Raw genomic sequence first — 13,957 nt, 5'->3', positions numbered from 1 at the left:
CGAAGCCGCAATAAAAAAGGCCGCCCGATGCGCTGAGGCGCAACGGGCGGCTTTAATCTTTCATTCCGCCGGACGGATCAGTTCCACTCGCGGATATCGACGAAGTGACCGGCAATCGCCGCTGCGGCGGCCATGGCCGGCGAGACGAGGTGCGTGCGGCCCTTGAAGCCCTGGCGGCCTTCGAAGTTGCGGTTCGAGGTCGAGGCACAACGTTCGCCCGGCTTCAGCCGGTCGTCGTTCATGGCAAGACACATCGAGCAGCCCGGCTCGCGCCAGTCGAAACCGGCGGCCTTGAAGATCTTGTCGAGCCCCTCGGCTTCCGCCTGTTCCTTCACAAGGCCGGAGCCGGGAACGATCATGGCGTTGACGGTCGAAGCAACGGTCTTGCCCTCGACGACCTTGGCGACGGCGCGCAGGTCTTCGATGCGGCCGTTGGTGCAGGAGCCGATGAAGACCCGGTCAATGCTGATGTCGGTCATCGGCGTGCCCGGCTTCAGGCCCATGTACTCGAGCGCGCGCCACTTGGAGGCACGCTTCGTCTCGTCCTGGATTTCGTCGGGGTTCGGTACGATGCCCTGGACCGAGACGACGTCTTCAGGCGAAGAACCCCAGGAAACGATCGGTGGCAATTCGGCGGCGTTCAGTTTGACGACGCGGTCGAAATGGGCGCCTTCATCCGATTGCAGCGTCTTCCAGTAGGCGATCGCCTGTTCCAGCGCTTCGCCCTTCGGCGCGCGCGGCTTGCCCCTGATATATTCGAAGGTGATCTCATCAGGCGCGATCAGGCCGGCGCGGGCGCCGCCTTCGATCGACATGTTGCAGATCGTCATGCGGCCTTCCATCGACAGCGCACGGATCGCTTCGCCGGCATATTCGATGACGTAGCCGGTGCCGCCCGCCGTGCCGATCTCGCCGATGATGGCGAGAACGATATCCTTGGCGGTGACGCCTGCCGGCAGCTGGCCATCGACCTGCACCAGCATATTCTTAGCTTTCTTCTGGATCAGCGTCTGGGTGGCAAGAACGTGCTCGACCTCAGACGTGCCGATACCATGGGCGAGCGAGCCGAAGGCGCCATGGGTTGAGGTGTGGCTGTCGCCGCAGACGATCGTCATGCCCGGCAGGGTGAAGCCCTGTTCCGGCCCGATGATGTGTACGATGCCCTGGCGCTTGTCGTTCTCGGAATAATATTCGACGTTGAACTCGGCGGCATTCTTGGCGAGCTGCTCGACCTGGATGCGGCTTTCCTCGTTCTTGATGCCGAGATGGCGGTCGGCCGATGTCGGAACGTTGTGGTCGACGACGGCGAGCGTCTTTTCCGGCGCACGGACCTTGCGGCCGCTCATGCGCAGGCCTTCGAAGGCCTGCGGCGAGGTGACCTCGTGGACCAGGTGGCGGTCGATGTAGAGAAGACAGGTTCCGTCGGCCTGTTCGTCGACCAGGTGGTCGTCCCAGATCTTGTCGTAGAGGGTACGCGGTGCGCTCATGGCGGTAAGTCCGTTTTTGGATGCTTTCGGAAAATCGGGAAAAAGCGGATCAGGCTCCGCCGGCCGTCATTCGATCAACGAAGTCGGCTGTTGAGCGCACCGGAGACGCATGCAAAGAACCGCGCCGGCAGGCGATAATGGTCCTGCAGCACGAAAATATGCGCGCCAGTGCATCTGAACTTGGATTCCATCGCCCGCATATAGCGATTTTTGGACGAAACGGCAATTCGAATCGTGCTGTGGCTCAGCGCGGCTTCTGCTTCATCTTCTTTTCAATGCGCCGCAGCGCCAGCGACAGGCCGATCGTCAGGATCAGGTAGATATAGGTGACGATCGAATAGGTCTCGAAGAAGCGGAAGGAGCCGGAGGCGTAGACCTTGCCCATCTGGGTAATGTCGGCCACGCCGAGAACCGAGACGAGAGACGAATCCTTCACCATCGAGACGAAGTCGTTGGAGAGCGGCGGGAAGATGACCCGGATCGCCTGCGGGAAGACGACGAGCCGGAAGCGGCGGTAGCGCGACAGGCCGAGCGATTTGGCCGCCTCGATCTGGCCGATATCGACCGACTGGAAACCGGCGCGGAAGATTTCGGCAATGAAGGAGGAATAGCCGATCATCAGCGCGATGATGGCCCGCCACATCAGCGACAGGTCGCGCACGAGGATCGGTTCGGCGACGCCGCTCTTCACCAGTGGCGTGATGATGAAGTTATAGGTCGCGACAAGACCCGGCGCGCCGACGAAAGCGATGTAGAAGAGCAGCACCAGGATCGGGATGCCGCGGATGATCTCGATATAGAAGCGGGCGATCTGGCGCAGCACGATGCTGTCGGCGAGGCCGAGCAGCGCGATGCCGAGACCAAGCACCGTCGCCAGCATGAAGGCGACGAGTGTCACGAACACGGTGATGCCGGCGCCATTCACCACGGCCCGGAAGACCTGGGCGTAAATGTCATTGGTGATGATAACGACGGCGAGAACGAGACCGATCAGAACAAGGACGGCCAGCCACCAGGGACGGTCGTCCTTCTCGTGTCGCAGGGATGGTTGTGGCGCCATCTGCGATCGCTCGTGACTATTCGCCCATCTTGTAGTCGAGGAACCACTTCTTATTCAGCGCATCGAAAGTGCCGTCCGCCTTCAGCGCTGCGATAGCGGCATTGACCGGAGCGACGAGATCTGAGCCCTTCGGGAAGATGAAGCCGAAATCCTCGGTGCCGAGCGCTTCGCCGACCACCTTCAGCCCGCCGTTCGAGGAATCGACATAGCCCTTGGCCGCGACGCTGTCGGTCAGCACGAGGTCGACGTCGCCGGTCTTCAGCGCCTGCACGGTGGCGCCGAAGGTTTCGAAAAGCTTGATGCGCGGGTTCTGTTCGTTGCCGTCGAGGATTTCATAGACGGCGGTATAGAAAGGCGAGGTGCCGGGTTGGGCGCCAATCAGGCCGTCGTTGAAGGCGGCAAAGCTCTTGGCGTCGGTGAATCGCTTCTCGTCGCCGCGCACCAGCATGAATTGCTGCGAGCGCATATAGGGATCGGAGAAATCGACCTTCTGCTTGCGGTCGTCCTTGATGGTGATGCCGGTCATGCCGATATTGTACTGGCCGTCGGAAACAGCCTGGATCATGGCGTCCCAGCTGGTGTTCTGGTATTCGACCTTGAAGTTCAGCCGCTTGGCGATCTCGTTCATCGCATCATATTCCCAGCCGATCGCCTTGCCGGATTTCGGATCGACGAACTGCAGCGGCGGATAGGCATTCTCGGTAACGACGACGACGCTCTTGCCGCCGAGATCAGGCAGTTCGGCAGCCGATGCGGACAGCGGCAGTAGGGCAAGGGCGGCAAAGCCCGCAAGAACGGTGCGGCGAAACAGCATGAGACGGCTCCAAAATTGAACGGCAAAAACTGTCATGGATGACCTGCGGAAGGCAAGGCCGCCGGCTGCGCGGGCGCGTAAAAAATAGAAAAGGCGATCCGAAGACCGCCTTTTCAGAAATAGAATTTTGCGCAGATCTTATTCTGCTGCAGCTTCCGCTGCGGCTGCTGCTTCAGCAGCGGCCTTGGCTTCGGCGGCTTCTGCTGCTGCCTTCTCGGCGGCAAGCGCCTGAGCGGCTGCAACCTTTTCAGCTTCGATGCGTGCCTTTTCCTCGGCAACGGCGGCGCGCTCGGCGTCGTTGAGCTTGCGGGCGCGGACGCCGGTGTCTTCAACGATACGGGCAGACTTGCCGCGACGGTCTCTGAGGTAATAGAGCTTGGCGCGACGGACCTTACCGCGGCGAACGACGTCGACGCTTTCGATCAGCGGCGAATAGACCGGGAATACGCGCTCGACGCCTTCGCCGTAGGAGATCTTGCGAACGGTGAAGTTTTCCTGCAGGCCGCCGCCGGAGCGGGCGATGCAGACGCCTTCATAGGCCTGAACGCGGGTACGGTTGCCTTCCGTGACCTTCACGTTGACGCGGACGGTGTCGCCCGGGGAGAATTCGGGAAGGGTGCGCTTGGCTTCGATCTTGGCGGCCTGTTCGGCCTCGAGCTGCTGAATGATGTTCATCGTCTTAACCTTTGGTTCTTCTGAAACAGCCAGAGCGCTCGGCACTGATCCCTTGGGCGAGCCTCGGGATTTTGCCCATTCGGGGCGGGAGCGGATTCGCCATTCTTTGTTTGCTGGCAGACGGGGCTAACCCCATTTCCGCGTGCGCCAATACACGAAAGGCCGGAGCTTGTCATCCCTCGCACGGCATTTTTGTGAAGGGGAGGGGAGAATCAGCCGTTTTTCTTAGGTTCAACCTTTTCGAAGAGATCCGGCCGCCGCTCCCGCGTCAGCCGCACCGCCTCCTCGTGGCGCCATTTTTCGATGGCGCCGTGGTTGCCGGACGTCAGGACGGAGGGAATTTCCCGGCCTTCCCACTCCTGCGGCCTGGTATAATGCGGATGTTCCAGCAATCCGCCTTCGAAGCTTTCGTGCAGGCCGGAAAGATTATTGCCCATGACGCCGGGCAGGATGCGGATGATCGCATCGAGCACGATCAGTGCGGCCGGCTCACCGCCCGACAGCACGTAGTCGCCGATCGAGACCTCTTCCAGCCCCCGCGCTTCGATCACCCGCTGGTCGACGCCCTCGAAGCGGCCACAGACGATGATGACGCCGTCGCCCGCCGCCAGTTCGCGCACGCGCTGCTGTGTCAGCGGCCGTCCGCGCGGGCTCATCAGCAGGCGCGGGCGGGTATCGTCTTCACCGGTGCTGTCGATGGCACGGGCGAGCACATCGGGCTTGAGCACCATGCCGGCACCGCCGCCGGCGGGCGTGTCGTCGACGGTGCGGTGTTTATCGGTAGCGAAATCGCGGATCTGCACGGCGTCCAGGGACCATTGCCCGCGCTGCATCGCCTTGCCGGCAAGCGAAAAGCCCAGATGTCCGGGAAACATTTCCGGATAGAGTGTCAGCACGCTTGCCCGGAAAGCCATCACTTCTTCTTTTTCGGCTTGTCGGGAACGAATTTCGAGAGTTCTTCGGGATCGTCGACCAGCCCCGCCGCCAGCGGATCGATCAGCAATGTACCGGCCTCGAGGTCGATCTCCAACACCGAGGCTTCCGAGAAGGGGATCAGCACCGGGCGCTTGCCTGGACCCTTGAGTTCCAGGAGATCGCCGGCGCCGAAATCGAAGACGCCGGTGACCGTGCCGTAGCTGACGCCCTGGTCATCCCGTGCCTCGAGTCCTTCGAGATCGGCATAGTAGAACTCGTCGTCCTCCAGCTCCTCGTCGGGCAGATTGTCGCGCTCGATGTAGAGTTCCAGGCCGTTCAGCGCCTCGGCGGCGTTGCGGTCGTTGATGCCGCGGAACCGGACCACGACGACGTTCTTCATTTCGCGGATTTCGAGGATTTCGAAGCTGCGTCCGTCCATGCTGTGCAGATGGCCGTAGTCGCCGAGCGCGGCCGGATCGGCCGTATAGGCCTTGGCGCGCACTTCACCGCGCAGGCCCTGTGCGCCGCCGATCGTCGCCATCAGAACGGGGTTTTCAAGCTTTGTCATGGGTTCCTTCATGTGAAGCCGGAAGACAGGCTTCTCATAAACGAAGTGCGGGTAATTGGAAATGAAAACGGGCGGCATGTCGCCATGCCGCCCGTTCGATTAGGGAAGGTCCCGATTATTCCGCGGCGTCGGCAGCAGCAGCGGCTGCATCAGCGGCCTTCTGGGCCTTTTCGGCGGCGCGTTCCTGGGCGCGCTTGCCGGGCTTTGCCTTGACCGGGTTGTTCTTGGCTTCGCGCTTGGCAACGCCTGCTTCATCGAGGAAGCGCAGGACGCGGTCGGTCGGCTGCGCGCCGTTTTCGATCCAGTGCTTGATGCGCTCGGCGTTCAGCTGAACGCGCTTCTCGTCGTCCTTGGCGAGCATCGGGTTCCAGGAACCGAGGTTTTCGAGGAAGCGGCCGTCACGCGGGCTGCGCGCATCGGCGAGAACGACGTGGTAATACGGGCGCTTCTTGGAGCCACCGCGGGCGAGACGAATTTTCAGTGCCATGTTCTTTACTCCTTAGGCTTTTCTTGGCCGCTTCGTTAAGCGGTTTGGTTATCGGGCTGTGGCGCTCTGTTCAGCGTGATCCGCAGCGATCTGCTCATGATGCCGGATGACTTCCTTGATGACGAAGTTCAGGAACTTCTCAGCGAAATCCGGATCCAGATTGGCCGCTTTCGCCAGCTGGCGAAGGCGTTCGATCTGGTATTCCTCGCGCGCCGGATCGGCCGGCGGCAGGTTGTATTTGGCCTTCAGCACGCCGACTTCTTTGGTGCAGCGGAAGCGTTCGGCCAGCATGTGCACGAGAGCGGCGTCGATATTGTCGATCGACTGACGATAGCTCGCGAGCTGGGTTTTGACGTTTGGATCAATCATGGGGCAAGCGATCCTTTCACTTCTTCTTCGGCAATCCGGGCAAACCCGGGAAACCACCGCCAAGGCCCGGCAGCTTGGCGCCGCCGAGGCCCGGCAAACCACCCGGAAGACCGCCGAAACCGGGCATACCCCCACCCGGCTTTCCAAGCCCCGCCGCTTCGGCCTGCTTCTGCAGGGCCTCGAGCTGCTTCGGGTCGATATTCGAGAGATCGGGCATGCCGCCGCCCATACCGCCTAAGCCGCCAAGCCCCATCTTGCCGGCAAGGCCGCCCATCATCTGCTTCATCATGCCGCCTTTGCCCTTGCCGCCCATCATCTTCATCATGTCCGCCATCTGGCGGTGCATCTTCAGAAGCTTGTTGATGGCGGCGGCATCGGTGCCGGAGCCGGCGGCGATGCGCTTCTTGCGCGAATGCTTGAGCAGGTCGGGATTGGCGCGCTCCGCCTTGGTCATCGACTGGATGATGGCGATCTGGCGGCCGAAAAGCCTGTCGTCGAGGCCGGCGGCGGCCATCTTGTCCTTCATACCCGCCATGCCGGGCATCATGCCCATGATGCCGCCCATGCCGCCCATCTTCTGCATCTGGCGCAGCTGATCGGCGAGATCGTCGAGGTCGAACTTGCCCTTGGCCATCTTGGCGGCCATGGCGGCCGCCTTCTCGGCGTCGATATTCTCGGCCGCACGCTCGACGAGCGAAACGATGTCGCCCATGCCAAGGATGCGGTCGGCGATGCGGCGGGGATGAAATTCCTCGAGCTCGCTCATCTTCTCGCCGACGCCGATCAGCTTGATCGGCTTGCCGGTGACGGCGCGCATCGAAAGCGCGGCACCGCCGCGGCCGTCGCCGTCCATGCGGGTCAGTACGAGGCCGGTGATGCCGACGCGGTCGTCGAAATTGCGGGCGAGGTTGACGGCGTCCTGACCGGTCAAAGAGTCGGCGACCAGCAGGATTTCGTGCGGGTTCGAACGCTTCTTGATGTCGGCCATCTCGACCATCAAGGGCTCGTCGATATGGGTGCGGCCGGCGGTGTCGAGGATGACGACATCATGGCCGCCGAGCTTGGCCGCCTGCACCGCACGGGCGGCGATATCGGTCGGCGACTGGCCTGATATAACAGGCAGCGTGTCGATGCTGGCCTGGGCGCCGAGCTGGCGAAGCTGCTCCTGGGCTGCCGGACGGCGCGTGTCGAGCGACGCCATCAGCACCTTCTTCTTCTCGCGCGTCGACAGGCGATGGGCGATCTTGGCTGTTGTCGTGGTCTTGCCGGATCCCTGCAGGCCGACCATCATGACGACGACCGGGGCAGCGGCATGCAGGTCGATGCCGACGCCTTCGCCGCCCAGCATCTCGATCAGTTCGTCATGGACGATCTTGACGACCATCTGGCCGGGCTTGATCGACTTCAGAATCTCGGCGCCGACAGCCTTTTCACGCACGCGGTCGGTGAAGGAACGCACGACGTCGAGTGCGACGTCGGCCTCCAGCAGCGCACGGCGAACCTCGCGCAGCGCTGCGGAAACATCGGCTTCCGAAAGCGCGCCACGGCCTGTCAGTCCATTCAGAATGGATCCAAGACGGTCCTGGAGGTTTTCAAACATCGGCTCTTCCTTGATACGTTTCGGGCGGGTTCGATATGCCCGGAAACGTCGTGCTTTTCCGTGACGAAAACAAGACGCAAAGCCAAAAAGCACCCGAGGGCGCATCGCGCTGTCGGGTGTTGACCTCCGGGATCTCAGGTCCCGGTCGGCGGCTCGGAGTCATGCGGCTCGTCGCGGATTGGGCGCGATAAACAGGAAAGCTGCGCGAAAGTCAAGGCGAATGCATGGGATGACCGCCTGGCGGAGGTTTCGGATGCCCTTTCGCGTATATGTCACAGTAAAAAATCCGGCTGGCGGCCCCAATTTGCGATAGAGCTCAGTTGCAAAATATTCCACTTGTGATTCTACTTTCGACTTAAGTGCATCCTGTAAAATGATTCGTGAATATCCTTGATGCCGGATGATCCGGCGGAGATATCGATGATCAATCCTGATATTGAGAGCTGGGCACTGGCGCGGGCTCATCATATTGTTCTGAACGAAGGCCTTAGTCTTGCAAAGGCGGCACAGGATCTGGATCGCAAGCGATCCCGCTCGCTGGTCTACGAGCTGAGAAAGGTCATCACCGCCGCCATCGTCGAAGCACATGCGGCGTCTTTTAATTCCAACGGTGCTGAGCGGTAAAAGCCGGACTGCCTCGCCAGGGCGGCCGGCGGCAATGGCTGCCCGGCACTCACCCACTGGTAATTCCTTCGCATTTCCGCCATATACAGCGGAAACACGGACGGAATGATACCATGAGCACGACGGTCGAATTCGCGAGGATGAACGGGCTTGGCAACAAGATCCTGGTCGTCGACATGCGCGGACGGCCGGATAAAGTGACGCCTGCGGCGGCCGTCGCGCTCAATGCTGATCCTGAGACCGAGTTCGATCAGATCATGGCAATCCATGATCCGAAGGCCGACGGCACCGATGCTTTCATCGATATCCTGAATTCCGACGGCTCGAAGGCGCAGGCCTGCGGTAACGGCACGCGCTGCGTCGTGCAGGCGCTTGCCGCCGAGACCGGCCGGAAGGCCTTCACCTTCCAGACGGTCGCGGGCATCCTCAACGCCGTCGAACACGAGGACGGGACGATCTCCGTCGATATGGGCAAGCCGGTGTTCGATTGGGACAGGATCCCGCTGGCCGAAGAATTCCACGATACCAGCCGCATCGAACTGCAGATCGGCCCGATCGACAATCCGGTGCTGCATTCACCGTCTGCCATGTCGATGGGCAACCCGCATGCGATCTTCTGGGTGGACAAGGACGTGATGTCCTATGATCTCGCCCGCTTCGGGCCGCTGCTGGAAAACCATCCGATGTTTCCCGAGCGCGCCAACATCACTCTGGCGCAGGTGACCTCGCCGACATCGATGACGACGCGCACCTGGGAGCGCGGCGCGGGTCTGACGCTCGCCTGCGGTTCGGCCGCCTGTTCCGCCGCCGTCAGCGCCGCGCGCACCGGCCGCACCGGCCGCAGGGTGATGATCAACGTGGCGAGCGCCAAGCCGCCGGGCACGCTTTCGATCGAATGGCGCGAGCGCGACGATCATGTCATCATGACCGGTCCGGCCGAATGGGAGTGGTCGGGCAGGCTCGATCCTGCGACCGGCCTCTGGTCGGGCGATGCGGACCGGGGAGCCGAGGCGCAGTGAGCGGCATCGAGGTCCTTACCTTCGGCTGCCGCCTCAACACATATGAATCCGAAGTGATGAAGGCGCAGGCCGAGAAGGCCGGGCTCAACAACGCCGTCCTGGTCAATACCTGTGCCGTGACCGGCGAGGCCGTGCGCCAGGCCCGCCAGGCCATCCGCCGGGCGCGGCGCGACAATCCGCATGCCCGCATCATCGTCACCGGCTGCGCCGCGCAGACGGAAAAAGAGACCTTCGCCGCCATGCCGGAGGTCGATGCCGTTCTGGGTAACGAGGAGAAGCTTTCGAGCGCTTCCTATCGCAGCCTGCCGGATTTCGGCGTTTCGGCTCAGGAGAAGCTGCGCGTCAACGATATCATGAGCGTCAAGGCGACGGCGCCGCAGATGGTCAGGCACATCGACGGCCACGTGCGTGCCTTCATCCAGGTGCAGAACGGCTGCGACCACCGCTGCACCTTCTGCATCATCCCCTATGGCCGCGGCAATTCCCGCTCCGTGCCGATGGGAGCGGTCGTCGATCAGGCCCGCAAGCTCGCCGACAGCGGCTATCGCGAGATCGTCCTGACCGGGGTCGACGCCACCAGCTATGGCGGCGATCTGCCGGGCGCGCCGACCCTCGGTCTTCTGGCGAAGACGCTGCTGAAACAGCTCCCGGATATTCGCCGTCTCAGGCTTTCCTCGATCGACAGCATCGAGGCCGATGCCCATCTCATGGATCTCATAGCCGACGAGCCGCGTTTCATGCCGCATCTGCATCTGTCGCTGCAGCATGGCGACGACATGATCCTGAAGCGGATGAAGCGCCGCCATTCGCGCGCCGGTGCGCTGCGTTTCATCGAGGATGTGCGCCGTGTCCGCCCCGAGATGACCTTCGGCGCCGATATGATCGCCGGTTTCCCGACGGAGACGGAAGAGATGTTCGGCAATGCCGTGCGGCTCGCCGAAGAGGCCGGCATCGCGCATCTGCATGTTTTCCCCTACAGCCCGCGTCCCGGCACGCCGGCCGCCCGCATGCCGCAGCTCGACCGGGCGCTGGTCAAGGATCGCGCTGCCCGGCTGCGCGCCACTGGACATAAGCTCTATCAGTCCCATCTCGACGGCATGGTCGGAACCCGGCAATGGCTGCTTGTCGAAAACAACGGCCTGGCGCATACGGAGAACTTCACGCTGGTCGCTGCCGCCGGCCTTCGCCCTGGCGAACTTGTGCCGGCCACCATCACCGGCCACAATGGCAAGCATCTCGACATGCAATTGACGGCCGCCGCGGCCTGACTTTCACGGAATTCTCATGGCGCTCAGTTTCATCAAAAAGGTCTTCACCTTCGGCAAGCCGGCTGAAGAGCCCGTGCCTGACGCCGTGGAAAAAGAGCTCGAGCCGCGTTCGCGCGACGAAGATCTTCCGGTCGCCAACGATCCCGTTCTTCCCGAGGAGATGGATACGGCGGGTGGACCGGCGGCGGATATTGATGAAGCGTCAGTAGAGCCGGAACCTGTCGAAGCCGAAACGGAAGTTCTGCCGCCGGCCGATCATCTGGGCGACATGGGCGTCGTGCCGTTGTCGCTGCTGGAGGCCGAGGCGGAAGCCGAGCAAGGTACCCCCCCTACCCTGCCGGGCGTCCCCCCCACAGGTGGGGGGACTGAGCAGTTGGATGCCGCTCGCCAGTCAATAGATGTGGAGAGTGCGCCTGCAGATGTGGAGAGTGAGCCCGCTGCTTCGGATAAATCAACCGATGTGGCGGAAGACATCGCCGCGAGTTTCCCCCCACCTGTGGGGGGGATGCCCGGCAGGGTAGGGGGGGAAGCCGCCGATCGCGAGCTATCGGTCGAAACACCCTTGCCATCATCGGAGCCGATAGAGACGGCGCCGGTCCTTGAGCCCATCCTCCCCAAAGGATTCGCCACCGGCCCGAAGATTGTCGAACCGCAGCCCATCGCTCCGCAGGCGAAACTCAGCTGGTTCCAGCGACTGCGCAACGGCCTTGCGCGCACCTCTTCGCAGCTCACCAACCAGATCACCGCGCTCTTCACCAAGCGCAAGCTCGACGACGAGACGCTGCAGGATCTCGAAGACCTGCTGATCCAGGCCGATCTCGGTGTCGAGACGGCGCTGCGCGTCACCGATACGCTCGCTTCTGAGCGCTACGGCAAGGACGTCACCGGTGAGGATGTCAGCCGGATTATGGCGTCCGAAATCGCCAAAGTCCTGAAGCCGGTCGCCAAGCCGCTGCAGCTCGACCTCTCGCACAAACCGCATGTCATTCTCGTCGTCGGCGTCAACGGCACCGGCAAGACGACGACGATCGGCAAGCTCGCGGCGAAGCTTTCGGGCGCCGGGCTGAAGGTGATGCTGGCGGCCGGCGATACGTTCCGCGCGGCGGCGATCGAGCAGTTGAAGATCTGGGCCGAGCGGACCAAATCCGAATTCGTCGGCACCAAGCTCGGCGCCGATGCCGCCGGCCTTGCCTATGATGCCTTCGAGCAGGCGAAGGCGAAGAAATGCGACGTGCTGATCGTCGACACTGCCGGTCGTCTGCAGAACAAGGCCGAGCTGATGGCCGAGCTCGAGAAGATCGTGCGCGTGCTCGGCAAACTCGATCCCGACGCGCCGCATACCGTGCTGCAGACGCTCGACGCCACGACGGGCCAGAATGCGCTGAGCCAGGTCGAGATCTTCCGCAATGTCGCCGGCGTCAACGGGCTGATCATGACCAAGCTCGACGGCACGGCGCGAGGCGGCATTCTCGTCGCCATTTCCGCCAAGCACAAGCTGCCGGTCTATTTCATCGGCGTCGGCGAGGGGGTCGACGATCTGGAGCCGTTCGAGGCCGAGGATTTCGCCCATGCCATTGCCGGGCTTCCCCAATGATGCCACAGATAAGCCGCCGAAAGCCTGCAAGGGACGGTCGGGAAACGAATTTTCAGAAATAGCAGGTTCGAAGAACGCATGACCACCGAAAGCGATATCACGCCGAGCGCGGCCGACCGCCATCATCCGATGCTGAAAATGGCGCTGGAACTCGGGCCGCTGATGATCTTCTTCTTCGCCAATCTGCGCGGTCAGTGGCTGGTGGAGAAATTTCCGGCCCTGGCCGAACTGGGCGGCCCGCTGTTCGTCGCAACCGCGCTCTTCATGGCCGCGACGGTCATTTCGCTGTCCGTTTCCAAGGTCGTGCTCGGCCATCTGCCGATCATGCCCTTCGTCTCAGGCATCGTCGTCGTCATCTTCGGCTCGCTGTCGATCTGGCTGCAGAACGAGACCTTCATCAAGATGAAGCCGACCATCGTCAACGCGCTCTTCGGCGTCGCGCTGCTCGGCGGGCTCGCCTTCGGCCGCTCGCTGCTCGGCTACGTCTTCAACGCCGCCTTCCAGCTCGATGCCGAAGGCTGGCGCAAGCTCACCATCCGCTGGGGCATCTTCTTTCTGTTCCTCGCCGTGTTGAACGAAGTCGTCTGGCGCAATTTTTCCGACGATACCTGGGTCGCCTTCAAAGTATGGGGCACGATGCCGATCACCATCATCTTCACGCTAGCGCAAATGCCGCTGGTGCTGAAACACAGTATCAACCTGGAAACGGGCGGCGAGAAGTGAGTGCTGCAGGCGCCGAATATCGTGTCAGGCATCAGAGCTTCTGGTTCGTCGCCTGCCTTGCGGTGCTGGTCGCGCAGATCGTCGCCGAATATCTGATGGGCCGCGTGCCGATCTGCGCCTGCGGTTATGTCAAGCTGTGGGAGGGCGGGGTCAACACCAGCGGCAATTCACAGCATCTGTCCGACTGGTACACACCGTCGCATATTATCCACGGCTTCCTGTTCTACGGGCTCAGCCACCTGATCTTGCGCCGCAAGCCGCTGGCGGCAAAGCTGCTGCTGGCGCTTGTCATTGAATCCGGCTGGGAACTGCTGGAGAATTCGCCTCTGATCATCGACCGCTACCGCACGGCGACGATCGCGCTGGATTATTACGGCGACAGCATCCTGAATTCGGCGATGGATACCGTTTTCATGTGCATCGGCTTCTTCTTTGCCTCGCGTGCGCCGGTGGCGCTGACGGTGGCGATCGCCCTCTTCTTCGAGATTTTCACCGGTTATGTGATCCGCGATAATCTGACGCTCAACGTGGTGATGCTGATCTGGCCGGTGGAGGCGATCAAAGTCTGGCAGGGTGGGGTTTAATCCGCATTTGGCAAGAAAACCCCTCCCCAACCCCTCCCCACAAGGGACTGTTGCAAAATGCTGAGAATATGATTCCGTTGTTTTTGAACGGAGATGATTTGGATGGCGGTGAAGCAGACGGGTCAATTCAGCTTTGTTGATGCGTTGTTGCCGCAGGCAGGCGGCAGCGG

At 62.1% G+C, this 13,957-nt stretch carries 15 protein-coding genes; 6 read left to right on the top strand and 9 right to left on the bottom strand.

What is annotated here, in order from left to right; genetic code table 11:
- Positions 1 to 77: 77 nt before the first annotated feature.
- The 9 genes from leuC to ffh all read right to left on the bottom strand — a co-directional run bounded on the left by leuC (position 78) and on the right by ffh (position 7,975).
- The gene (gene leuC / locus C4N04_RS21265) at positions 78 to 1,487 is read right to left on the bottom strand and encodes a 3-isopropylmalate dehydratase large subunit (RefSeq protein WP_096762063.1); all 1,410 of its coding nucleotides are present in this window, start codon (positions 1,485 to 1,487) and stop codon (positions 78 to 80) included.
- A 244-nt stretch (positions 1,488 to 1,731) separates the two neighbouring features.
- Entirely contained in the window at positions 1,732 to 2,547 is an 816-nt protein-coding gene (locus C4N04_RS21255) for an amino acid ABC transporter permease (protein ID WP_106796968.1), read from the bottom strand.
- 16 nt (positions 2,548 to 2,563) lie between these two features.
- Positions 2,564 to 3,361 (bottom strand): transporter substrate-binding domain-containing protein, encoded by a 798-nt coding sequence (locus C4N04_RS21250; protein ID WP_038691865.1) that lies wholly within the window; start codon positions 3,359 to 3,361, stop codon positions 2,564 to 2,566.
- Positions 3,362 to 3,499: 138 nt separating this feature from the next.
- Complete coding sequence (gene rplS, locus C4N04_RS21245) at positions 3,500 to 4,036, bottom strand: 50S ribosomal protein L19 (protein ID WP_038691862.1); 537 nt, start codon at positions 4,034 to 4,036, stop codon at positions 3,500 to 3,502.
- Positions 4,037 to 4,248: 212 nt separating this feature from the next.
- Positions 4,249 to 4,950: a tRNA (guanosine(37)-N1)-methyltransferase TrmD gene (trmD, locus tag C4N04_RS21240; RefSeq protein ID WP_106796967.1), complete on the bottom strand. Its 702-nt coding sequence runs from the start codon at positions 4,948 to 4,950 to the stop codon at positions 4,249 to 4,251.
- A complete protein-coding gene (gene rimM, locus C4N04_RS21235; RefSeq protein WP_096769813.1) occupies positions 4,950 to 5,519 on the bottom strand; it encodes a ribosome maturation factor RimM in 570 nt (189 codons plus the stop codon). Before rimM ends, trmD begins: the two co-directional genes overlap by 1 nt.
- A gap of 115 nt (positions 5,520 to 5,634) precedes the next feature.
- Complete coding sequence (rpsP, locus tag C4N04_RS21230; protein WP_009994363.1) at positions 5,635 to 6,006, bottom strand: 30S ribosomal protein S16; 372 nt, start codon at positions 6,004 to 6,006, stop codon at positions 5,635 to 5,637.
- A 48-nt stretch (positions 6,007 to 6,054) separates the two neighbouring features.
- Positions 6,055 to 6,375, bottom strand: a complete 321-nt coding sequence (locus C4N04_RS21225) for a chorismate mutase (protein WP_106796966.1) — start codon at positions 6,373 to 6,375, stop codon at positions 6,055 to 6,057.
- A gap of 16 nt (positions 6,376 to 6,391) precedes the next feature.
- On the bottom strand, positions 6,392 to 7,975 hold the full coding sequence (gene ffh, locus C4N04_RS21220) for a signal recognition particle protein (protein WP_106796965.1): 1,584 nt from the start codon (positions 7,973 to 7,975) through the stop codon (positions 6,392 to 6,394).
- 420 nt (positions 7,976 to 8,395) lie between these two features.
- Here ffh and C4N04_RS21210 point away from each other — a divergent pair, with 420 nt between their 5' ends.
- The 6 genes from C4N04_RS21210 (at position 8,396) to C4N04_RS21185 (ending at position 13,787) form a co-directional block, all read left to right on the top strand.
- Positions 8,396 to 8,599 carry a hypothetical protein gene (locus tag C4N04_RS21210; RefSeq protein WP_009986234.1) on the top strand — a complete coding sequence of 68 codons (204 nt, stop codon included), beginning with the start codon at positions 8,396 to 8,398 and terminating at the stop codon, positions 8,597 to 8,599.
- A 113-nt stretch (positions 8,600 to 8,712) separates the two neighbouring features.
- Positions 8,713 to 9,618, top strand: coding sequence for a diaminopimelate epimerase (gene dapF / locus C4N04_RS21205; protein ID WP_039622703.1), 906 nt, complete (start codon positions 8,713 to 8,715; stop codon positions 9,616 to 9,618).
- Positions 9,615 to 10,886, top strand: a complete 1,272-nt coding sequence (gene mtaB / locus C4N04_RS21200; protein WP_106796964.1) for a tRNA (N(6)-L-threonylcarbamoyladenosine(37)-C(2))-methylthiotransferase MtaB — start codon at positions 9,615 to 9,617, stop codon at positions 10,884 to 10,886. The genes dapF and mtaB overlap by 4 nt, the downstream gene beginning before the upstream one ends.
- A gap of 16 nt (positions 10,887 to 10,902) precedes the next feature.
- Complete coding sequence (ftsY, locus tag C4N04_RS21195) at positions 10,903 to 12,480, top strand: signal recognition particle-docking protein FtsY (RefSeq protein ID WP_106796963.1); 1,578 nt, start codon at positions 10,903 to 10,905, stop codon at positions 12,478 to 12,480.
- A 78-nt stretch (positions 12,481 to 12,558) separates the two neighbouring features.
- Positions 12,559 to 13,203, top strand: coding sequence for a septation protein A (locus C4N04_RS21190; RefSeq protein WP_106796962.1), 645 nt, complete (start codon positions 12,559 to 12,561; stop codon positions 13,201 to 13,203).
- Positions 13,200 to 13,787: a DUF2585 domain-containing protein gene (locus C4N04_RS21185; protein ID WP_106796961.1), complete on the top strand. Its 588-nt coding sequence runs from the start codon at positions 13,200 to 13,202 to the stop codon at positions 13,785 to 13,787. The genes C4N04_RS21190 and C4N04_RS21185 overlap by 4 nt, the downstream gene beginning before the upstream one ends.
- The last annotated feature ends 170 nt before the right edge of the window (positions 13,788 to 13,957 follow it).

This window comes from Rhizobium sp. H4, from assembly GCF_003013335.1.
Lineage (GTDB): Bacteria > Pseudomonadota > Alphaproteobacteria > Rhizobiales > Rhizobiaceae > Rhizobium > Rhizobium sophoriradicis.
The sequence above is the reverse complement of the archived record's forward strand: the minus strand, read 5'-3'. Positions and strand labels throughout refer to the sequence as shown.